Raw genomic sequence first — 22,082 nt, 5'->3', positions numbered from 1 at the left:
TTTCCGATTCCCCATTCCCTGCGTCATAGCGTCTGCTCCAGCACGCGCCAGACCAGTTCCTCGAAATCGATGCCGAGCTGGCGCGCGGCCTTGGGCACCAGCGAGTGACTGGTCATGCCCGGGGCGGTGTTGACCTCCAGCAGATACAGCTGGCCGCTGGCACGGTCGCGCATCACGTCGACGCGGCCCCAGCCGCGGGCACCGGCGGCGCGGAAGGCGTCCAGGGCGAGCTGGCGCAGTTGCGTCTCGGCATCGCCGTCCAGGCCCGGGCACAGGTACTGGGTGTCGTCGGCCAGATACTTGGCGTTGTAGTCGTACCACTGGCCCTTGGGCACGATGCGGATGGACGGCAGCGCGACCTCGCCGAGCACGGCCACGGTGAGTTCGTCGCCTTCGATCAGCTGCTCCATCAGCAGCGCGCCGTCGTAGCGCGCCGCCAGTACCACGGCTTGTTCGAGCTGGGCCTGGTCGAACACGCGGCTGATGCCGACGCTGGAGCCTTCGTTGGCCGGCTTGACGATCACCGGCAAGCCGATCTGCCGGGCGGCGGCATGGATGTCGTCAGCGCTGGCACCGGCGGCCAGGCGCGCATAGCGCGGCGTGGACAGGCCCAGTGACAGCCACACCTGCTTGGTGCGGATCTTGTCCATGCTCAACGCCGAACCCAGCACGTTGGAGCCGGTGTACGGCACCTTGAAGGCTTCCATCAGGCCTTGCACGATGCCGTCTTCGCCGCCGCCGTTATGGCCGTGCAACACGTTGAAGACGCGATCGAAGCGTTTTTCGACCAGGGCCTGCGCCAGGGCCGGAATGCCATCGACCGGCTGCGCGTCGACACCGCGCGCGCGCAGTGCGTCGAGCACGTTGCTGCCGGAGTTCAACGACACTTCGCGCTCGGACGAGGTACCGCCGAGCAGCACGGCGACGCGGCCGAACGCGGCCGGATCGCTGGTACGTGCGTTGGGAATCACCGCGCTCATGCGCTCGCTCCGGTGAAACCGTTGTTGATGATGTGCTGCGCGACATAGCCGATATCGCCGGCGCCCATCATCAGCAGCAGATCGCCGTCCTGCAGCACGTCCGGCAGCACTTCGGCCAGGCCGGAAATCTGCCCGACCACCACCGGTTCGCTGCGGCCGCGCGCACGGATCGCACGCGCCAGCGCGCGCGCATCGGCGCCTGGAATCGGTGCTTCGCCGGCCGGATAGACCTCGCTCAGCACCAGCGCATCGACGGTGCTCAGCACCGCGGCGAAGGCATCGAACTGATCGCGGGTACGGCTGTAGCGATGCGGCTGGAATGCGACGACCAGACGCTTGTCCGGCCAGCCGCCACGGGCGGCGGCGAACACCGCTTCCAGCTCGCGCGGATGGTGGCCGTAGTCGTCGACCACGCGCACGCGCGCACCGGTACTGGTGGTGACTTCGCCCAGGTCGTTGAAGCGGCGGCCGATGCCGGCGAAGTTTTCCAGCGCACGCGCAATGGTCTCCGGCGCCACGCCCAGCTGCCAGCCGATCGCAGCGGCCGCCAGTGCGTTGAGCACGTTGTGACGGCCCGGCAAGGCCAGCGTCACCGGCGTGGTGGTGCCTTCGGGCAGACGCAGCGTGAAGCGCATGCGCGGGCCGTCCTGCACCACGTCTTCGGCGCGTACGTCGGCGTTTTCGCTCATGCCGTAGCTCATCACGTGGCGCGGCGTCTTGCCGGCCAGCGCGGCCACTTCCGGGTCGTCGATGCACAGCAACGCCAGGCCGTAGAACGGCAGGCGCTGCAGGAACTCGGCGAAGGCGGCCTGGATGCGTGCGAAATCGTTGCCGTAGTTTTCCAGGTGATCCGAATCGATGTTGGTGATCACCGCCATCAGCGGATTCAGGCGCAGGAAGCTGCCGTCGCTCTCGTCGGCCTCGGCCACCAGCCACTGGCCGCCACCGAGTTTGGCGTTGGCGCCGGCGGCCAGCAACTGCCCGCCGATGACGAAGGTCGGATCCAGCCCGCCCTCGCTCAGCACCGCTGCGGCCAGGCTGGTGGTGGTGGTCTTGCCATGCGTGCCGGCCACCGCGATGCCGCGACGGAACCGCATCAGCTCGGCCAGCATCGCCGCACGCGGCATGATCGGAATGCGCTGGCTGCGCGCTTCCATCAGCTCGGGGTTGTCTTCGCGGATCGCGCTGGACACCACCACGCAATCGGTGCCGAGCACGTTGGCCGCCGAATGCCCGCGCATCACCCGCGCACCCAGCTTGGCCAACCGCCGCGTCGCCACGTTATCGGAGTTGTCCGAGCCGGAAACTTCGTAGCCCAGCGTCAGCATCACCTCGGCAATGCCGCTCATGCCAGTGCCGCCGATACCGACGAAATGCACGCGCGGAAATGCACGCACCAGGTCGCCACTGTCCTGCAGACGGCGGATCACGCGGCACCTCCAGTGGAGGTGCGAATCGGGAATTGGGAATCGGGAATCGTATAAAGCGAGGCACCGGCGGCGTTGAGCGCCTGACCGGTACGCTTGTTTTCTTGCATCACTGTCTGTTCCTGCAATTGTTCTGAGCTCTGCCCATTCCCCATTCCCGATTCACCACTCCCGGCTTCCTGAAGAATGATGTCGGCGATGCGTTCGGCGGCGTCCGGCTTGGCCAGGGTGCGGGCGGCCTGGGCCATCGCCAGGCGGCGGGCGGGGTCGGCGAGCAGGGTCTGCAAGACCTGCTGCAGGCGCGCGGCCAGGGTGTCGTCCTGCTTGAGCAGCACGGCGGCGTCGGCGCCGACCAGGTATTCGGCATTACGGGTCTGGTGGTCATCCACCGCGGCGGCGAAGGGCACCAGCACGCTGCCGATGCCGGCGGCGCACAGTTCGGCCAGCGTGGAGGCACCGGCGCGGCACACGACCAGATCGGCCCAGGCGTAGGCGGCGGCCATGTCGGCGATGAAGGGTTCGACGCTGGCGTTGACGCCCGCCTGCGCGTACGCGGCCTCGGCTTCGGCACGCAGCTTTTCACCGCACTGGTGTCGCAGCTCGACATCCGGGTGACCGAGCGCGGCCAGTGCCGCCGGCACGGCCTGGTTCAATGCGCGTGCGCCCTGGCTGCCACCGAGCACCAGCACACGTACGGCATTGCCACGGCCGAGCAGACGCGTGGCCGGCGCGGGAAGCGCTGCGATTTCCGCACGCACCGGATTGCCCACCGCTTCTTCGCCGGCGAAGCTGCCCGGGAAACCGGTCAGCACACGGCGCGCAAACCGCGACAACACCTTGTTGGTCATGCCGGGCGCGCGGTTCTGCTCATGCACCAGCAACGGCACGCCGAGCAGCCGCGCTGCCAGGCCGCCCGGGCCGGCCGCAAAGCCGCCGAAACTGATCACCGCACGCGGCTGGCGCTTGCGCAGCACGAAGCCGGCAGCGCGCACTGCGCGCATCACCCGCACCGGCGCACCGAGCAATTTCACCAGGCCCTTGCCACGCAGGCCGCTGATGGCCAGCGTGTCGAGTTGAATATCGTGCTGCGGCACCAGCCGGGTTTCCATCGCGCCGTCGGCGCCCAGCCAGGTCACCGGCACGCCACGCGCGCGCAGCACCTTGGCCACGGCCAGACCCGGGAAGATATGCCCGCCGGTGCCGCCAGCCAGAATCATCACTGGTCGGATCCCCGCACCTGGATATGCAGGCGTTTGCGCGGGATTTGCATGAGCGCTCATGCAATCCTCCCGAAGGTCGGTTCCACGCGCGGCTGCATGCGGCTGGTGCCGCGCAGGAACTCGGACGCATGCGCAGACGTGGCCGAGGCTGCAGCAACCGGTGCCGGCGCGGGTGCGGCGGCAACCGGCTCGCGCTGCGGTTTGCGCGCAGGCGCGTAGGCCGGCGCGGCCGACTCGACCACCGGCTCGGCCGACGCTGCGCCCGCACCCTGCGGCGACAACTTGCTGCGCAGGCGCTCGGCACGATCCATTTCGTAGGACACGCGCAGCAGCAGGCCCATCGCCACGCAGGTCATCAGCACCGACGAACCGCCGGAGGAAATCAGCGGCAGGGTCAGGCCCTTGGTCGGCAGGATGCCCAGGTTCACGCCTACCGAAACAAAGCTCTGCAGGCTGATCCACAAGCCGATGCCGAAGGCGATGTAGCCGGAGAAGTGACGCTTCATTTCCACGCAGCGCATGCCCAGCCAGAACGCGCGGCCGACCAGCAGCGCGTACAGCGAAATCACCCCGCACACGCCGACAAAGCCGAGCTCCTCGGCGATGACCGAGAAGATGAAGTCGGTATGCGCTTCGGGCAGGTAGTTGAGCTTCTGCACCGAGGCACCCAGGCCCACGCCGGTCCACTGGCCACGGCCGACCGCCATCAAGGCGTTGGACAGCTGATAGCCGGAGCCGAGCTGGTCGGCCCACGGGTCCAGGAACGAGGTGATGCGACGCAGCCGGTACGGCTCCAGGATCGCGATGAAGGCAAACACCGGCAGGCCGAACACGATCGGCATCGACATGCGCGGCAGGTTCACCCCGCCCAGCACCAGCATGCCGGCGGTGATCGCCAGCAGCAGCGTGGACGAGCCGAAGTCCGGCTGCATCAGCAGCAGGCCGACCAGTGCGATCGCCACGCCCAGCGGCTTGAGCATCGCCGGCCAGGTTGCATTGACCTCGTCGCGAAAGCGCACCAGGTAGCTGGACAGCCACACGATGTAGAGCACCTTGACCGCTTCAACGGTCTGGAATTTCGACACGCCCAGGTTGATCCAGCGCTTGGCGCCGTTGACGCTGCTGCCCAGGCCGGGCACGAACACCACCATCAGCAGGCCGAAGCAGGCCAGCAGCAACACCTGGTTGTACTGCTCGATGGTCTTGAGCTCGGTGCGCATCGCCCAGAACGCCAGGCCCACGCCGATGCCCAGGAACAGCAGATGGCGGGTCAAGTAATAGAACGGGTTGTCGGACAGCTCGATCGAGCTGGACGCCACCATCACCACGCCCAGCGAGGCGAGCGTGGCCGCGGCCCCGAGCAGCCACGGGTCGTAGCGGCCGCCGATGGCGTCCAGTCGCGTGGCCTGGCGGGACATGTCGTTCATCAGCGCACCTTCAACGTGGCAAGGCCGATCAGCACCAGCACCACTGAAATGATCCAGAAGCGCACGATCACGCGCGGCTCCGGCCAGCCCTTGAGTTCGAAGTGGTGATGGATCGGCGCCATGCGGAACACGCGCTTGCCGGTCAGCTTGAAGCTGGCGACCTGGATCATCACCGACAGCGTTTCGATCACGAACACCCCGCCCATGATCACCAGCACCAGCTCCTGGCGCACGATCACCGCGATGGTGCCGAGCACTGCGCCCAGCGACAGCGCGCCGATATCGCCCATGAACACCATGGCGGGATAGGTGTTGAACCACAGAAAGCCCAGGCCTGCGCCGGCGATCGCCGAGCAGATGATGATCAGCTCGCCGGCCCCGGGAATCAGCGGGATCTTCAGGTATTCGGCAAACACCACATTGCCCGAGGCGTAGGCGAACACGCCCAGCGCGCAGGCCACCAGCACGGTCGGCATGATCGCCAGGCCGTCCAGGCCGTCGGTCAGGTTGACCGCGTTGGAGAAGCCGACGATCCAGAAATAGGCGATCACCACAAAGCTCACGCCGGCCAATGGCAGCGCGATCGACTTGAACATCGGGATGTAGAAGGTGATCGCGGCCGGCACATCGGCGGTGTAGTACAGGAACAGGCCCGCGGCCAGGCCGAAGATCGACTGCAGCAGATACTTCCAGCGCGACTTCAGGCCGTTGGGATCGCGGCGCACGATCTTGATCCAGTCGTCGTACCAGCCGATCGCACCGAAACAGACCATCACCGCCAGCACCAACCACACGTAACGGTTGCGCAAATCGCCCCACAGCAGCACCGACAAAGTCACCGTCAGCAGGATCAGCGAGCCGCCCATGGTCGGGGTGCCGGCCTTGGAAAAATGCGTCTGCGGGCCGTCCTGGCGGATCGGCTGGCCACCCTTGAACTGGGCCAGCTTGCGGATCACCGCCGGGCCCATCCACAGCGACAGGAATAGCGCGGTCAGCGCGGCCAGGATGCCGCGGAAAGTCAGATAGTTGAACAGCCCGAACAGGCTCTCCAGTTGCTGCAGCCAACGCGCCAGCTCAAGCAGCATGGGATGCGTCCTCCGCCGGGGCGAGCAGCGTGGCGACGATGCGGTCCATGGCGCTGCCACGGGAGCCTTTCACCAGCAGCGTGGGCGGGGTTTGCGCCGTGGTGGCGGCAGTCTGCGCCGCCGCACCGGTGTGTTCGTACATCGAAGAAGATTCCTGCGTTTGGGTCGGCGAAACGGCGAGCTGCGCCAGATCCGCCTGCAAGGCCGCGATCAACGCGGCATGGGTGGCGAACACGCGGCCGCCCTCGCCGAACGCCTGTGCGGCGGCGGCACTGAGCTCGCCCAGCGCGTACAGGCGCTGCAGCTTGGCCGCGCGCGCGCGACGTCCGGCGGCGGCATGCAGGGCCGCGCCTTCCGGGCCGAGTTCACGCATGTCGCCGAGCACCAGCCAGCCTTGGCCAGGCGCAGCAGCCAGGGTGTCGATGGCGGCATCCAGCGAGCCGGGGTTGGCGTTGTAGCTGTCGTCGATCAGCACCGCGCCGCCAGGCAGGGCGTGGGTGATCTGACGACCGGCCACAGGGCGCACCTGCGCCAGGCCGGCGGCGATGATCGGCAGGGCGATGCCCGCACCCAAGGCCAGGCCGGCCGCGGCCAGCGCGTTGAGCACGTTGTGGCGGCCCGGCAACGGCAGCGCGATCTGCGCCTGGCCTTGCGGGGTCACCAGGGTGAATTGCGCGCCACTGGCCTGCAGCCGCAAGCCATGCGCGGTGATGTCGGCACTGGCCTGCAGGCCGTAGCGCAACACGCGGCGGCCCTGCACCGGCTGCGCATGCAGTTGCTGCTCGAACCAGGCACCGAAGGCATCGTCGGCATTGATCACCGCCACGCCATCGGCCGGCAATGCGGCGTAGATGGCGCCCTTGGTGCGGGCGACGCCGAGCAGGCTGCCCAGGCGTTCCAGATGGGCGGGGGCGATGTTGTTGACCAGGGCCACGTGCGGCTGCGCGATCTCGGTGAGATAGGCGATATCGCCCGGCTTGCCGGCGCCCATTTCGTAAATCGCCAGGTCCGCATCGTCCGGCGCGGCGATCACTGCCAGCGGCAGGCCGATCTCGTTGTTGCGGTTGCCCGGCGTGGCGTACACGGTGGTGCCGTCGACACGCCCGGCCTCGGTCAGGATGGCCAGCAGCAGAGCCTTGACGCTGGTCTTGCCGTTGGAGCCGGTCAAGGCGATCACCCGCGTGGCGCGGTCGCGCTGCATGCCGGCCGCGATCCGCGCCAGCGCCAGTTCGGTATTTTCCACCAGCACCTGCGGCACGCTCAGCGCCGGCAGCAGGCGGCTCACCAGCAACCCGCTGGCGCCGTGCGCCACCGCGTCTGCGGCAAAGTCGTGTCCGTCGAAACGCTCGCCGCGCAGCGCCACGTACAGGCTGCCGTTGGCCAGCGTGCGGGTGTCGTTGCCGACGGTGTCGATCATGGCGTCGTCGCCATGCAGCTCGCCACCGGCCCAGTGGGCGATCAACGACAGCGGCGTGAGCTTCATGCGCGCACTCCCAGTACGGTGCGCGGCAACAAGGCCTGCGCCGCCACGATGGCGTCGTCGAAGGCATGCCGCACGCCGGCGACTTCCTGGTACGGCTCGTGGCCCTTGCCGGCGATCAGCACGATGTCGGAGGCGCTGGCCATGCTGATGGCCTGATGGATCGCCGCGGCGCGGTCGCGCTGCACGATGGCCGCATCCGGGCGTGCGAAGCCACGCAGGATATCGGCCACGATCACATCGCCATCTTCGCCACGCGGGTTGTCGTCGGTGACGATCGCCACGTCGGCATTGACCTCGGCAATGGCCGCCATCTGCGGGCGCTTGCCGGTGTCGCGCTCGCCACCACAACCGAACACACAGATCAGCCGGTCCTGTGCATGCGAGCGCAGGCTGGCCAATGCCTGTTCCAGCGCGTCGGGCGTGTGTGCGTAGTCGACGACCACCAGCGGTGCGCCATGCGCGCCACCGAGGCGATTCATGCGGCCGTGGATCGGCTGCAACCGACCGAGCACTTCGGCGATCTGCGCCGGCGCGATCTGCAGCGCAGACAACGCACCGGCCACGGCCAGCAGGTTGTCCACGTTGAAGCGGCCCAGCAGCGGCGAGTGCACCGGATGCACCTGGCCGTCGAGATGCAGTGCGAAATTGATGCCGTTGTGATCCAGCTGCAGTGCCTGCGCACGCACGCTTGCCTGGGCCTGCGCGCGCGAGCTCACGCCGATCGCGCGCAGCGCGGGGTCGAGCGAAGCCAGCAGCGTGCGGCCGAAGTCATCGTCCAGGTTCACCACCGCAGCCTTCAATCCGGCGCGCGTGAACAGCCTGGCCTTGGCCGCGCCGTACTGGGCCATGTCGCCGTGGTAATCGAGATGGTCGCGGGTGAGATTGGTGAACACCGCCACGTCGAAATGCACCGCATCCACGCGGCCCTGGTCCAGCGCATGCGAGCTGACTTCCATCGCCACTGCCTGCGCGCCCGCGTCGCGCAACTGCGCCAGCAAGGCATGCGTCTGCAGCACCAGCGGCGTGGTGAAACCGGTCGGCACGGCGCTGCCGTACAGGCCGACACCCAGGGTGCCTAGCGTGCCGGCAGGGGTGCCGAGCAGCGTCAGGGCCTGCGCCAGCAATTGCACGGTGGAGGTCTTGCCGTTGGTACCAGTGACGCCGACCATGCGCATCGCCCGCGAGGGCTGGCCGTGGAACTGATCGGCCATCGCGCCCAGGCGCGCACGCAGGCCCGGCACCGCGATCGCGTCGGCCGGTGCCGGCAGATCGGCCGGCGCCGGTGGCTCGAACAACACCGCCGCCGCGCCATTGGCGCGCGCCTGGTCGACGAAGCCCAGGCCATGCGCACCGAAACCGGCGATCGCCACGAAGGCATCGCCCGCACGCACCGCACGGCTGTCCATCACCAGGCCCGACACCTGCACCTCGTGCGCAAGCGGCACGTCCGGCAACAACTGCGACAGCGGCATGCTGCGGCTCACTGGCGGCTCTCCTGCAACGGTGCAGGCTGGGCGGGTGCGGGCAATGCAGCCGGTGCGAGTGCGGTGGGAATACCCGCAGACACTTCATCCACCGGGTCCGGCACCAATGCCGGGTCCAGATCGGCCGGCTGCGGCTTGACCACCGGCTGCCCGGTCTTGCCGGCGGCCTGCGCGGCCAGCCACGACTGGATGTCGTCCGGCGGCACGTCCATCAGCCGCAGCGCGCCTTCCATCACCTTGTGGAACACCGGCGCCGACACCAGGCCGCCGTAATACACCTTGCCCTGCGGATCGTTGATCACGATGACGGTGGCAAAGCGCGGCCGCGTGGCCGGCACCAGGCCGGCGAACAGCGCGTTGTAATGCCCGCGCTCGTACCCGTTGGCGCCGTTCTTGCGCGCGGTACCGGTCTTGCCGGCCACGTGATAGCCCAGGATCGCCGCGCCCTTGGCGCCGCCCTGGGTGACCACGGTTTCCATCATGTCGATGACCTGGCGCGCCACTTCGGGGGTGACCACCTGGCGGGTTTCGTTGTGCTGGCCGCGCACGAAGGTCGGCGGCGTCAGCTTGCCGCCGTTGCCCAGCGTGGCGTAGGCCTGCGCGATCTGCAGCGGCGTCACCGACAGGCCATAGCCGTAGGACATGGTGGTCTTGGACGGGCCGCTCCAGCGCGCCGGCTGCAGCACCACGCCGGCCGATTCGCCGGGAAAACCGCTGTGCGGCGCAGCGCCGTAACCGAAGTTGCGGATCGACTGATAGAAGGTCTGGTCCGGCACCTTGGCGGCGATCTTGGCCGCGCCGATGTTGGAGCTGCGGGTGATCACGCCGGTGACGTTGAGCACGCCGTTGTTGCGCGGCACATCGCGGATGGTGAAGCGCCCCACCGACATGTAGCCGGGGTTGGTATCGATGACGGTGTCCTTGGTCACCACACCGGCGGTCAGCGCGGTGGCCACGGTCAGCGGCTTCATCGTCGAGCCCGGCTCGACCAGATCGGTGACCGCACGGTTGCGGCGCGCCGACGGGTTGATGCCGGTGACCGCGTTGGGGTTGTAGGTGGGCAGGTTGACCATCGCCAGCACTTCGCCGGTGGCCACATCCATCACCACCATCGAACCGCCGGCAGCATTGTTTTCGACCAGCGCGTTGCGCAGTTCCTTGTAGGCCAGGAACTGGATGCGGCGGTCGATGCTCAGCGTCAGGTCCTTGCCTGGCTGGGCCGGACGTACCAGATCCACGCTCTCCACGATCGCGCCGCGCGCATCGCGCACCACCTTCTTGGAGCCCGGCTTGCCGCGCAGCCATTCGTCGAAGGCCAGCTCCAGGCCTTCCTGGCCGCGGTCGTCGATATTGGTGAAGCCCAGCACGTGGGCCATCGCCTCGCCTTGCGGATAGAAGCGACGGAACTCGCGCTGCGAGAACACACCGGGGATCTTCAGGTCGACAATGGCATGTGCCTTGTCCGGGTTGATCCGGCGCTGCAGGTACATGAATTCCTTGCCGGCCTTCTGCGCCAGCTTGGCGTTCAACTCGTCCAGCGGCTGGCCGAGCGCCTTGGCCAGCTCGGGGATGCGGTCCGGGTTGCGCAACAGTTCCTGCGGATTGACCCAGATCGATTCCACCGGCGTGGACACCGCCAGCGGCTCGCCGTTGCGGTCGGTGATCATGCCGCGCGAGGTGGCGATCGGCAGTTCGCGCAGATAGCGCGCTTCGCCCTGGCGCTGGTAGAAATCGCGGTTGACCAGCTGCACGAACGCCGCCCGGCCGATCAGCGTCACCGAGCACAGGCCCAGCGCGATGCCGACCAGCGTCAGGCGGCCACGCAGATTGAAGTTGCTGCGCGCGCGGTTGCGGCCGGCCTTCATGGCGCACCTCCGTGTGCGCCACCCTGCGGGCGGCTACGCCGTGCAAAACGGCTGTCCTGCCGTTTTGTCATGGGCGTACCTGTGTGTGCGCCACCCTGCGGGCAGCGACGCCGTGCAAAACGGCTGTCCTGGCGTCCGCTCATGGGCGCACCACCACGATGTCGTTGGTCTCCGGGAACTTCATCCCGATGCGCGCACGCGCAACCTGATCCACGCGATTGCTTTCCGCCCAGGTGGCCTGCTCCAGCTGCAGCCGGCCGAATTCGATATTCAATTCATCGCGCGTGTGCTCGAGCTTGGACAGCTGCACGAACAGCTTGCGATGCATGTGGCGCATGTACACGACCCCGATCGCCGAGGCGATGCTGCAGGCAAGCAGCACGATGAGCAGCAGGCGGCTCATGCGGCGTCTCCTTGAGACGCCGGGAATCGGGATTCGGGATTCGGGATTCGGAAAGCAGCGGCACTGTTGCCTTTGCCCATTCCCGATTCTCCATTCCCCATTCCCAGCTTCTCGGCCACCCGCAACACCGCGCTGCGGGCGCGCGGGTTGATGCTCAGTTCGGCGTCTTCGGCCTTGATGGCGCCGCTGATCAGCTGCAGCGTCGGCACGAACGGCTGCGCTTCGGGCAGGCGGCGGTTGCTCGGCGGGGCCTTGGCGTAGCGGGCCATGAACTGCTTGACGATGCGGTCTTCCAGTGAGTGGAAGCTGATCACCGCCAGGCGGCCGCCGGGCTTGAGCGCGCCCAGGGCGGCGTCCAGGCCGGCTTCCAGATCGTCCAGCTCGCGGTTGATGTAGATGCGGATCGCCTGGAAGCTGCGCGTGGCCGGATGGGTCTTGCTGTCGCCGCGCGGCATCACCGAGGCGATCAGCTCGGCCAGTTGCGCGGTGCGCAGCAGCGGCTGTTCGGCGCGGCGGGCCACGATGGCGCGCGCGATGCGACGGCTCTGGCGCTCTTCGCCATAGGTCCACAGCACGTCGGCGATGTCGCGGTCGCTGGCATGCGCGAGCCACTCGGCCGCGCTCTGGCCGGCGTCCGGATCCATGCGCATGTCCAGCGGGCCGTCCTTGCCGAAACTGAAACCGCGCCCGGCCACGTCCAGCTGCGGCGAGGACACGCCAAGATCCAGCAGGATGCCGTCGACGGTTGCCGCAGCGACCACCTGGCCGAGGCCGGCGAAGCTGCCGCGATGGATGGACACGCGCGCATCGTCACCGAACGACTGTTCGGCCACGGCGATCGCGTCGGGGTCCTTGTCCATCACCAGCAGTCGACCTCCCGGGCCAAGATGTTGCAGCACGCCACGGGCGTGTCCGCCACGTCCGAACGTGCCATCGAGATAGGTTCCGTTTTCGATCACCTGCAGGCCGTCCAGAACCTGCGTGTACAGCACCGGCACATGGGCCGCCGGTGGCTGCGACACCGGGTGACCGGGCTGCGCTTCACCGCGCATCCGGGCACCCCGGCTCACAACCTGAGATCGAGCAATTCATCGCCCAGATCCCCGTCAGACAATGTCTGCTGGATCAGTGCGCGATGTGCCTGCTCGCTCCAGAGTTCGAATTTGTCGCCCATGCCCAGCAGCACGGCCTTCTTCTCGATGCCGACCGCATTGCGGTGGCTGGCCGGGATGCTCAGACGGCCATTGGCGTCCAACTCCAGCACTGCGGAAGAACCCACCAGCTTCTGCTGCAGCGTGCGGATCACGCGCTGGGTATTGGGCTTGGACATCACATCGTCACGCACCCGCTCCCACTCCTTTTCCGCGTACAGCCACAGGCACCCGGCTTCGAACGGGTTGTAGGTGAGTACCAGGCGATTGCCGCTCACACGCGTGACCAGGTCGCGGTACGCGGTTGGCACCGCCATACGCCCCTTGTCGTCCACCGTGATGGCAGTCTCGCCCTGAAACACCGAATACAACCTCGAATACCCGCTGGGGGATCATTGAACCACGAAAAACCACAAAACACCTGGTTTTCCCTCCGTTGCCCACCTTAGCAGCGCGTCAAAGGTTGTCAACAACTTTGAAGGTCATAAATCGCCAGTCGCATCAATGAGTTGCAGCACTCTTTAGAGACTTGTTCAAAGGTTATCCACAAGTTGCTGTTTCATCTCAGATTTTGAGATTGAACAAAAATTCAGGGGCGTGAAGGCCATGTAAACCCGACCGCAGTCTCACTTCACACTGCGCCAGCTGCACATGGGCATTGCGCAAACAGGCGACAATGAGACCTATGTGCCTGGTCGCTCTTGCCTGGAAAACCCACCCGCGTTGGCGTCTGCTGCTGGCGGGCAACCGCGATGAATTCCATGACCGGCCGACCGCTGCGCTGGCGCGCTGGCCGGCACCCGCCGACGGCGTGCTGGCGGGCCGCGACCTGCGCTCGGGCGGCAGTTGGGTGGGGTTGGGCAGCGACGGCCGCGCCGCGGTGGTGACCAATGTGCGCGACCCGCTCGCCACCGCGTCCGGCCGCTCGCGCGGGCATCTCATTGCCGATTACCTGGCCGGCAGCCTGGACGCGGCCGTGTACGCCGGCGACCTGGCAGCGGCCGCGCACGAATTCCCGCCATTCAATCTATTGCTGTGCGACGCCGAGCGCTGCGAACACCTCAGCAACCACCCGCCGTTGGCACGCACCTTGGCGCCGGGCATCCACGGGATGTCCAACGGCCCGCTGGACGCTCACTGGCCCAAGACCGCCGCGCTGACTGCAGTCCTGCACGACTGGTGCGCGGCAGGTAGCGACGATCTGCAACCGTTGTGGAGCGCCCTGGGCAACCCCGCCATCGCGCCCGACGCCGCCCTGCCCCACACCGGCGTGGACCTGCCCACCGAACGCCTGCTCTCGGCCGCCTTCATCAACGGCTCCAGCTATGGCACCCGCGCCAGCACCATTGTCGCGGTGGACCACCAGGGCAGCGGCTTCATCCACGAACGCCGCTTCGGCCCCGCGGGGATCTTCCAGGGCGAAACGCGGCTGGACATCGTCGGGACGCGTCGACAATGACCGCAGCAAGCAGCGCACAGTGATCGCAGCCAAGGCAAGGCACCCGGCAACGCACCCAAGTGCAAGCCCCCTTGAGTCAAGGGGGCGCGGCGATAGCCGCGGGGTTCTGGCGTGCCCGGAGCGGGGCCCGCGTTTTGTACTGCCGAAGGCGGTACGAAGCGTGGGTGTCTTCTTGGGGCGAACGCCCAAAGAAGGTGGCGAAACAGCCGCGGGGTTCTGGCATGCCCGGAGCGGGGCCCGCGTTTTGTACTGCCGAAGGCGGTACGAAGCGTGGGTGTGGTCTTGGGGCGAACGCCCAAAGAAGGCAGCGACACAGCCGCGGAATTCTGGCCCCCAGAGGGGCCCCGCGTTAAGAAGGGCGAACGCCCGAAAGAAGGTGGCGGAGCCGGCCGGTAAGCCGGGTTCTGTCGTGGACAGTCATTCGTCTAGGCGCTACGTCACCGCAGCGCTCAAGCAACCTACCCGGATCCAGCGCGGGCCACGCCAATGGATCCCTATTTGGTCTTGCTCCAGGTGGGGTTTGCCGTGCCGGTCCGTTACCGGACTCGCGGTGCGCTCTTACCGCACCATTTCACCCTTACCGGCCCCTCGCCACCCCTCTACTGCCTCCGAACGCACTTGGCGATGCCTGTGCATCGCCGACACGTTTCAGTGGCGGCAGAGGGGTGACGAGGGACGTAGGCGGTATCTTTCTGTTGCACTTTCCGTCGGCTTGCGCCGCCCAGGCGTTACCTGGCACCTTGCCCTATGGAGCCCGGACTTTCCTCGGCACTCTTGCGAGTGACGCGACTGTCTGGCCGACTCCGCCGGGGCGCACTATACGCTATCGCCACCGTGCAGAACGGCGCAACGCTGCCAGCCCCGCCATCGCCGGTAGGCCCGCAATTGCCGGTAGGAGCGCACCCGGGCGCGAGAGGCCCTACCGAGAAAAATCCCAGTGCACGTCAACCTGCTCCTGCAACGGCACACCTAGCCGCCGTACAAGGCCTTGCGCGGCGCACCGGTCAGCTCGGCGGCCAGCTTGGCGGCGGTGGACGGCGGCAGGTGTTCGGCCAGCTTGGCGTAGACGCGGCGGCCTTCGGCCAGCTGGCCTTCGGCGGCGTCGGCGGCGCCCTGCACCATCACCACGAACTCGCCCTTGCGCTGGTTATCGTCGGCTTCGACCCTGGCCTGCAGCTCGGCCAGGGTGCCGTCGAGCACGGTTTCGAACAGCTTGGTCAGCTCGCGGGCGATTACCGCCGGGCGTTCGTCGCCGAAGGCCCCGCGCAGGTCGGCCAGCGACTCGACGATGCGGTGCGAGGACTCGTAGAACACCAAGGTGCGGGTCTCCCCGGCCAGGTGCGCCAGGCGCTCGCGGCGGGCGGCGCTCTTGGCTGGCAAAAAGCCCTCGAAGCCGAAACGGTCGCTGGGCAGGCCGGCCACGCTGAGCGCGGCGATGGCGGCGCAGGCACCCGGCACCGGGCTGACCCGGATCCCGGCCGCACGGGCGGCGCGCACCAGCTTGAAGCCGGGGTCGCTGACCAGCGGGGTGCCGGCGTCGCTGACGATGGCCAGCGACTCGCCCTCGCGCAGGCGCGCGACGATGCGCTCGGACATGGCCTCTTCGTTGTGGTCGTGCAGGGCCAGCAACGGGCGGTCGATGCCGAAATGGCCGAGCAGCTGGCGGGTATGGCGGGTGTCTTCGGCGCAGATCGCGGCCACGCCACGCAGCACCTCCTGCGCACGCGGCGACAGGTCGGCCAGGTTGCCGATCGGCGTGGCGACCACGTGCAGGGTTCCGGGGGAGGTCATCAACGGTATTCCGTAGGGCAAAGGGTAGAATCGTAGCGTTTTTAACGGTCCGCCCCGGCGGGCCCCGTCCAATGGATCTGAAATGAACAAGCGTGTTGCAAGGATCTCCGCCCTGTCGCTGATGGTGATGCTGGCCGCCGGTTGCGCCACCAGCAGCGTGACCCAGACCGCCTCGCCGACCCAGAGCGCGGCGCTGGCGTTGCTGGACCAGGGCAAGCCGCGCGAGGCGGCGCAGCAACTGGAAGCCGAGGCGGCCAGCGCCAGTGGTGCGCAGCGCAGCCGCCTGCTGGCCGCGTCTGCGTTCGGCTGGCACGACGCCGGCGATGACGCGCGTGCGCGCACGCTGCTGGCGCAGGTCACCCCGCGCCATCTCAGCGGCGAAGACCGCGCCCGCTTCGCGCTGCTGACCGGCGAGCTGGCGGTGATCGACAAGCAGGCCGCGCAGGCGTTGCAGGCCCTGGGCGACAGCCCGCAAGGCCTGCCGCAGCCGCTGCAGACCCGCTGGCTGCTGGCACGCGCCGCCGCACTGGAAGGCACCGGCGACCTGTTCGGGGCCGCCGCCGACCGCGCACGCGCCGATGCCAGCCTGACCGGCACCCCGCGCAGCGAGAACCAGCGCGCGATCGTGCGCCTGCTCGCCGCACTCGACGATGCCACGCTGAAGGGCCGCACCGCGGCGCTGCCGGCGGGCGACCCGCTGTACAACTTTGCCGGCCGCGCCTTGATCAGCCGCGGGCTGGCGCTGCCACGCGCCTTCGATCGCGACGCGCAATGGGGCTTTGACACCAGCAAGCGCCCGCCGGCCGAACGCGACGGCTATCGCCCGCCGGTCAAGCTGGGCGTGCTGCTCCCGCTCAGCGGCAGCCTGGCGACCGCCTCGGCGCCGGTGCGCGACGGCCTGCTGGCCGGTTACTACGCCGAAACCCGCCGCCGCCCGGAACTGCGCTTCTTCGATACCGCCGGCACCGCCGCCGGCGCCAATGCCGCCTACGACAAGGCGGTGAGCGCCGGGGTCGACTACGTGGTCGGCCCGCTGGGTCGCGACGAGGTCAGCGCCGTGTTCGCGCGCGGCCAATTGGCAGTGCCGGTGCTGGCGCTCAACCGCCCCACCGACAACAAGGCACCGCCCAGCGGCAGCGCCGGCTTCTCGCTGGCGCCGGAAGACGACGGCATCATGGCCGCCGAATACCTGCTCTCGCGCGAGCGCCGCAACGTGCTGATCGTCGGCACCAGCGACGACAACGGCAAGCGCACCATCAAGGCCTTCCGCGACCGCTTCAGCGAACGCGGCGGCAGCGTCGCCGGCAGCATCAGCGTGGCCGAGGTACCGGGCGACATCGGTGCGCAGCTGCGCAACTACGGTGCTGCCGATGCGGTATTCCTGGCGGTGCGCGGCAACACCGCGCGCGCGCTGGCGCCGCAACTGGCGTTGAGCGGATTTGCCGGCAAGTCGCGCGTGGGCACCTCGCAGCTGGTGGCCGGCACCGGCAAGGTCGAAGACGACCTGGCCCTGGACGGCATCATCTACCCGAGCGAGACCTGGACCGCGCTGGGCGTGTCCGGGCTGCCGGCCTCGACCCAGGTCGCCAGCACGCTGCCCAGCGCACGCGGACCCGGCGCGCGCCTGTTCGCGTTCGGCTACGACGCCTGGAAGATCAGCGCATATCTGGAAAAACTCGCCACCGGCACCGACGGCGGCCTGCGCGGCGCTACCGGCACGCTGCATCTGGATGGCTTCGGCAACGTGCTGCGCACCCCGGCCTGGTCCACCTTCAACGGTGGCCGCCCGGTGCCGATCGCCGACGGCCGTTGACGCCATGCCGGCAGCGCGCCAGCAGCGGGGTGCGGCGGTGGAGGCCGCCGCACGCACGCTGCTGGAGCAGGCCGGGTTGCAGCTGGTGGTGGGCAATGCCAACTACCGCGGCGGCGAACTGGACCTGGTGATGCGCGACGACCAGGCACTGGTGTTCGTGGAAGTGCGTTATCGCCGCGACAACCGCTTCGGCGGCGGCGCGGCATCGGTGGATGCGCGCAAGCGCCGCAAGCTGGTGCTGGCCGCGCAATTATTCCTTGCCCATCACCCGGCACTGGCGACCTTGCCGTGCCGCTTCGATGTGGTGGAAGCCAGCGGCGAGCCGCCGGTGCTGAACTGGATCCGCGACGCCTTCCGCGCCGACGATTGCTGACGAACGACTCACGCGCGATGCCGACCATCATCACCCATGCCGCGGTGCCGCTGGCGCTCTGGTGCGCCAGTGAACGCGGCCGCCTGCCGCCGCGCCTGCTCGGTGCCGGCATCGTCGCGGCGATGTTGCCCGATGCCGATGTGCTGGCGTTCGCGTTGCATGTTCCGTATGCGGATGCGTTCGGCCATCGCGGTGCCAGCCACTCGTTGCTGTTCGCCGGGCTGATCGCGCTGCTGGGTGGTGTTGCGCATCGCCTGTTGCGTGCGGACGCGCTGCAGGCAGCAGCGTTCTTGTTCGTCTGCGCCGCGTCGCATCCGCTGCTGGATGCGATGACCTCCGGCGGACTTGGCGTTGCACTGACCTGGCCCTGGAGCGAGGCGCGCTGGTTCGCGCCATGGCGGCCGATTCGCGTGTCGCCCTTCGCCAACGGTTTCTTCAATGCGCGCGGCCTTGCCACGCTGCTCTCCGAGCTGCGCTGGGTCTGGCTGCCGCTCACCGTCGCGGTGCTGGGATGGAAATGCATCCAGCGCGCGGCACCACAGGATCACACTTCATGACCGATGTGCTTCCCACTGCCCTGGCCGCGTTGCTGGCCGCGCGGCTTGGCCCCGATGGCTGGTTGACCGGTGACGACGCGCGGCGCCGCTATGGCGAGGACGATTCGCGCCGCTGGGCATTGCCCGCCGCCGTCGCCTTGCCCGGCGATACCGAGGATGTGGTGGCGATCGTGCAGGCCTGCCGCGCGCATGGCGTGCCGATCGTGGCGCGCGGCGCCGGCACCGGCACCACCGGTGCGGCGGTGCCGTTTTCCGGCGGCGTGGTGGTGTCGATGGCACGCATGGTTCGCATCCTTGCACTGCGTCCGGCCGATCGCTGCGCCATCGTGCAACCGGGCCTGCTCAACGGCCAATTGCAGCAGGCCTTGCAGCCGCATGGCCTGTTCTGGCCGCCGGATCCGTCCAGCGCGGACATCTGCAGCGTCGGCGGCAATCTGGCCACCAATGCCGGCGGCCCGCGCGCGGTGAAATACGGCGCCACCCGCGACAACGTGCTCGGCCTGGTCGCTGTGACCGGCACCGGCGAGGTGATCCGCTGCGGCGGCGCGTACACGAAAAATTCCACCGGCTACGACCTGACGCATCTGCTGGTCGGCAGCGAAGGCACCCTGGCGATCATCGTCGAAGCGACCTTGAAGCTGACGCCGCGCGCGGTCGCGCAAGCCGGCGTGCGCGCGCTGTATCGCGATGCTTCCAGCGCCGCGGCGGCGGTCTCGCGCATCATGGCGCAACCGACCACGCCGACGATGCTGGAATTCATGGATGCCAGTGCGATCGCATTACTGCGCCGCAACGGCAGCGATGTGCCCGAGGCCGGCGCGATGCTGCTGATCGAAGCCGATGGCGATCACGACACCCTGCCCTACGCATTGCAGGCCTTGCACGATGCCGCCGATGGCGAGGGCGTGGTGAGCCTGGACGTGGCCGCCGATGGCAGCGCGCGCGACAGGTTGTGGGCCGCGCGGCGTGCGCTGTCGCCGGCATTGCGCACGATCAAGCCGGGCAAGATCAACGAGGACGTGGTGGTGCCGGTCTCGCGCATCCCCGAACTGGTGGCCGGCGTGGAAGCGCTTGCCGCCGAATTCGCGTTGCCGATCGTCGCCTTCGGCCATGCCGGCAACGGCAACCTGCACGTCAACATCATGTACGACCCGGCCGATGCCGACGAAGACGCGCGCGCACATGCCGCATTGCCGCGCCTGTTCGCGCTGGTGCTGGCGCTGGAAGGCACGCTCTCCGGCGAGCATGGCATCGGCGTGGCCAAGCGCGACTTCATGGCCCAGGCCTTCAGCGCACCAACGCTGGCGGCGATGCGCGCGATCAAGGCCGCGTTGGATCCGGACGGGATTCTCAACCCGGGCAAGGTGTTGCCACCCGTTGAGTGACCGGCTTGCAGCGTTGCAGCTGGATTGCCGAACGTGATCCGGTGAACGCTGCACTGGCCTGGCTCGTCTCCGGGTTCGGAGAGCGCAGTGCGCCGATGGCACGATCATCGGCGTCGAAGTCGAAGTCGAAGTCGAGAGAGTGTCCCGCCGCAGCAAGGGTGCGCTGCGGATCAGCACCGCCACGACTCAACGCAATTGCGCATCCAGCCAATCCAGCACGCGCTGCTGCACATCCGCGCCATGCTCGGTTTCGTAAAACCAGTGCGGGCCACGTGGATAGGTCACCTGCTCGACCGCAGTGCCCTGCAGTTTCAGCGCGCGGTACAACATGTCGCCTTGCGATGGCGGTACGCGTCGGTCGGCCTGCCCATGCAGGATCAGCACCGGCACCTGCACCTTGTCGGCGTAGCGTATCGGCGAGTGTGCGTTGTATTCGACACGGTTGCGCACCGGGTCGCCGAAATAGCCCGGCAGGTAATCGGGCACATCGGTGGTCAATGCCATGGCGCCGATATCGACCACGCCTGCGCCGACGATGGCGGTCCTGAAGCGCGATGACTGCGTCACTGCCCATGCAGACAGATACCCGCCATAGCTCCAGCCGCCGATGGCCAGACGCGCGGGATCTATTACGCCCTCGCGTTCGAGCTGGTCCACGCCGTCGAGCACATCCTGAAAATCCGCACCGCCCCAGTCGTAGCGCGCCAGCTCGGTAAACGCCGCACCCTGCCCTTCGGACCCGCGCGGGTTGGGCAACAGCACCGCGTAACCATGGGTGGACAGCAGTTGCGCCCAGTCATGCCAGGACCCCAACCAGCCGGACGCCCAGGCAGCTGCCGGTCCCCCGTGGATCTGCACCAAGGTCGGCAACGGCGTTCCCGCCTTCCAGCCGGGCGGCGTGACCAATACGCCCGCGATCGATCGCCCATCGCGCGATGAAGTCCAGCGCAATTCGCGCAGCTGGCCGTGCGCCCAGGTGGCGACCTGTGGATTGGTGTTACTGCGCTGCGCGAGCTGACCAGCGCGCAGCGTCCAGACCTCGGCAGGCTGTTCATCACGCAGGCCGAGATAGGCGATATCGCCATTGCGCGCAACGGTGAATGCCTGATACGGAATCTGCGGCCGGACAAGCGGCTTCCAGCGCCCGCTGTCGGCATCGATACGCAGAAAGGCGCCACGTACGCCTTGCAACCCTTCGCCGATCAAGCTGCTGTCGTTTTGCCAGCGCGCCAGCCACAAGGTGCCGGGCCAGTCCTGTGCCAGCACCACACGCCGCTGACTGCGCAGTTGGTGCACCACCAGATGCGCCACCATGCCGTGCTCGCCAAGTTGCCCATACAGCAGCCGGCTGCCATCCGGTGACCATTGCAATGGCAATGCCGAGGCATGCGGCTCCAGCACCGCACTAAGCACGCCGTCCTGCAGCGCCAACAGCTGCACGCGCGATGCGTACCAGTAGTCGTTGAGCGTGGTGCCGTCGGACACGCGCAGCGCCAGTTGCCGGCCGTCCGGTGACCAGGCCAGGTCGTGCACCTGCAGGCCGGGCGGCGTCAGCACACGCGTCTGGCCGCTGTGCAGATCACGCACCCACACCCGTGAAAACCGGGTTGGCCGCTCGATCTGCACAGCATCGCGCTTTGCGTCCGCATCGGCCGTTGCCTGCGCGGTGGGCGGATCCAGCGCCAGGTACGCGATCTGGCGCGCATCGGGCGACAGCGAGAACTCACTGACCTCGCCTGCCGAACGCGTCAGCAGCTGCGGTGCCGACCCTCCCATTTGTTGCCAGACCTGAGCTGGCGCCAGTTGCTCGCGGGTGGCGTCGTCCGGCAACGGCCGCGTCGACAGGAAGAGCAGCCTTCGGCCATCCGCAGACCAGCGTGGATGCTGGTCGTTGGCCTCATCGCTTGAGGGCATCGGCACCGCGGCAGCGGTACCGCGTGCGGGTATCTGCCAAATCTTGCTGAGCGGCGGCTTGCCTTGCGCCTGCGGGAGGGCGACGGTGTAGGCAATGCGGCGACCATCCGGACTGATCTGGGGGTCGCCCACGCTGCGCAGCTGCATGATCTGCGCAGGCGTCGGCACGGTCTGTGCAAACGCGCAGCCGCTCAACAACAGCCAAGCCGACAACAGCCACAACACACCGAAGCGATACCGCATGTCACCCACCTCTTCCAAATGC

At 68.0% G+C, this 22,082-nt stretch carries 18 protein-coding genes and 1 other RNA gene; 5 read left to right on the top strand and 14 right to left on the bottom strand.

The window, feature by feature from the left end; translation table 11 throughout:
- Positions 1 to 23: 23 nt before the first annotated feature.
- From ABQY64_RS04265 to mraZ, 11 genes are all read right to left on the bottom strand, one after another.
- On the bottom strand, positions 24 to 980 hold the full coding sequence (locus ABQY64_RS04265; RefSeq protein ID WP_047128132.1) for a D-alanine--D-alanine ligase: 957 nt from the start codon (positions 978 to 980) through the stop codon (positions 24 to 26).
- On the bottom strand, positions 977 to 2,410 hold the full coding sequence (gene murC / locus ABQY64_RS04260) for a UDP-N-acetylmuramate--L-alanine ligase (RefSeq protein ID WP_016902185.1): 1,434 nt from the start codon (positions 2,408 to 2,410) through the stop codon (positions 977 to 979). Before murC ends, ABQY64_RS04265 begins: the two co-directional genes overlap by 4 nt.
- Complete coding sequence (gene murG / locus ABQY64_RS04255; RefSeq protein WP_349780332.1) at positions 2,407 to 3,687, bottom strand: undecaprenyldiphospho-muramoylpentapeptide beta-N-acetylglucosaminyltransferase; 1,281 nt, start codon at positions 3,685 to 3,687, stop codon at positions 2,407 to 2,409. The genes murC and murG overlap by 4 nt, the downstream gene beginning before the upstream one ends.
- Positions 3,684 to 5,054: a putative lipid II flippase FtsW gene (gene ftsW, locus ABQY64_RS04250; RefSeq protein WP_349780331.1), complete on the bottom strand. Its 1,371-nt coding sequence runs from the start codon at positions 5,052 to 5,054 to the stop codon at positions 3,684 to 3,686. The genes murG and ftsW overlap by 4 nt, the downstream gene beginning before the upstream one ends.
- Positions 5,054 to 6,139: a phospho-N-acetylmuramoyl-pentapeptide-transferase gene (mraY, locus tag ABQY64_RS04245; protein WP_016903082.1), complete on the bottom strand. Its 1,086-nt coding sequence runs from the start codon at positions 6,137 to 6,139 to the stop codon at positions 5,054 to 5,056. The genes ftsW and mraY overlap by 1 nt, the downstream gene beginning before the upstream one ends.
- Complete coding sequence (gene murF, locus ABQY64_RS04240; protein WP_349780330.1) at positions 6,129 to 7,622, bottom strand: UDP-N-acetylmuramoyl-tripeptide--D-alanyl-D-alanine ligase; 1,494 nt, start codon at positions 7,620 to 7,622, stop codon at positions 6,129 to 6,131. The genes mraY and murF overlap by 11 nt, the downstream gene beginning before the upstream one ends.
- Positions 7,619 to 9,094: a UDP-N-acetylmuramoyl-L-alanyl-D-glutamate--2,6-diaminopimelate ligase gene (locus tag ABQY64_RS04235; RefSeq protein WP_161961389.1), complete on the bottom strand. Its 1,476-nt coding sequence runs from the start codon at positions 9,092 to 9,094 to the stop codon at positions 7,619 to 7,621. Before ABQY64_RS04235 ends, murF begins: the two co-directional genes overlap by 4 nt.
- Positions 9,095 to 9,102: 8 nt before the next feature.
- Positions 9,103 to 10,971 (bottom strand): penicillin-binding protein 2, encoded by a 1,869-nt coding sequence (locus tag ABQY64_RS04230; protein ID WP_016903085.1) that lies wholly within the window; start codon positions 10,969 to 10,971, stop codon positions 9,103 to 9,105.
- A gap of 139 nt (positions 10,972 to 11,110) precedes the next feature.
- Positions 11,111 to 11,374, bottom strand: a complete 264-nt coding sequence (ftsL, locus tag ABQY64_RS04225; RefSeq protein ID WP_005991913.1) for a cell division protein FtsL — start codon at positions 11,372 to 11,374, stop codon at positions 11,111 to 11,113.
- Positions 11,371 to 12,426, bottom strand: a complete 1,056-nt coding sequence (gene rsmH, locus ABQY64_RS04220; protein WP_349780382.1) for a 16S rRNA (cytosine(1402)-N(4))-methyltransferase RsmH — start codon at positions 12,424 to 12,426, stop codon at positions 11,371 to 11,373. Before rsmH ends, ftsL begins: the two co-directional genes overlap by 4 nt.
- Positions 12,427 to 12,440: 14 nt before the next feature.
- Complete coding sequence (mraZ, locus tag ABQY64_RS04215) at positions 12,441 to 12,896, bottom strand: division/cell wall cluster transcriptional repressor MraZ (RefSeq protein ID WP_024939430.1); 456 nt, start codon at positions 12,894 to 12,896, stop codon at positions 12,441 to 12,443.
- A gap of 314 nt (positions 12,897 to 13,210) precedes the next feature.
- Between mraZ and ABQY64_RS04210 the strand changes: the two genes are divergently transcribed.
- Positions 13,211 to 13,984, top strand: coding sequence for an NRDE family protein (locus tag ABQY64_RS04210; RefSeq protein WP_349780381.1), 774 nt, complete (start codon positions 13,211 to 13,213; stop codon positions 13,982 to 13,984).
- 377 nt (positions 13,985 to 14,361) lie between these two features.
- On the opposite strand, the gene rnpB is transcribed toward ABQY64_RS04210, so the two are convergent.
- Positions 14,362 to 14,789: RNase P RNA component class A (gene rnpB / locus ABQY64_RS04205), an RNA gene on the bottom strand.
- Positions 14,790 to 14,953: 164 nt separating this feature from the next.
- Complete coding sequence (rsmI, locus tag ABQY64_RS04200) at positions 14,954 to 15,775, bottom strand: 16S rRNA (cytidine(1402)-2'-O)-methyltransferase (RefSeq protein WP_039523544.1); 822 nt, start codon at positions 15,773 to 15,775, stop codon at positions 14,954 to 14,956.
- A gap of 82 nt (positions 15,776 to 15,857) precedes the next feature.
- On the opposite strand from rsmI, the gene ABQY64_RS04195 reads away from it, so the two are divergent.
- From ABQY64_RS04195 to ABQY64_RS04180, 4 genes are read left to right on the top strand one after another with little or no spacing between them, the layout of a single operon-like run.
- Entirely contained in the window at positions 15,858 to 17,588 is a 1,731-nt protein-coding gene (locus tag ABQY64_RS04195) for a penicillin-binding protein activator (RefSeq protein ID WP_126961620.1), read from the top strand.
- Between the two features lie 4 nt (positions 17,589 to 17,592).
- Positions 17,593 to 17,961 carry a YraN family protein gene (locus ABQY64_RS04190; protein ID WP_167704749.1) on the top strand — a complete coding sequence of 123 codons (369 nt, stop codon included), beginning with the start codon at positions 17,593 to 17,595 and terminating at the stop codon, positions 17,959 to 17,961.
- Positions 17,962 to 17,978: 17 nt separating this feature from the next.
- A complete protein-coding gene (locus tag ABQY64_RS04185; protein WP_167704750.1) occupies positions 17,979 to 18,518 on the top strand; it encodes a metal-dependent hydrolase in 540 nt (179 codons plus the stop codon).
- Entirely contained in the window at positions 18,515 to 19,903 is a 1,389-nt protein-coding gene (locus ABQY64_RS04180; protein ID WP_349780329.1) for an FAD-linked oxidase C-terminal domain-containing protein, read from the top strand. Before ABQY64_RS04185 ends, ABQY64_RS04180 begins: the two co-directional genes overlap by 4 nt.
- Before the next feature lie 186 nt (positions 19,904 to 20,089).
- Here the strand turns inward: ABQY64_RS04180 and ABQY64_RS04175 are convergent, their stop codons facing one another.
- Positions 20,090 to 22,060 (bottom strand): S9 family peptidase, encoded by a 1,971-nt coding sequence (locus ABQY64_RS04175; RefSeq protein ID WP_349780328.1) that lies wholly within the window; start codon positions 22,058 to 22,060, stop codon positions 20,090 to 20,092.
- Positions 22,061 to 22,082 lie beyond the last annotated feature (22 nt).

The organism is Xanthomonas sp. WHRI 7065, from assembly GCF_040203115.2.
Lineage (GTDB): Bacteria > Pseudomonadota > Gammaproteobacteria > Xanthomonadales > Xanthomonadaceae > Xanthomonas > Xanthomonas arboricola.
Note: the sequence above shows the minus strand (reverse complement) of the source record. Positions and strands in the feature narration are given on the sequence as shown.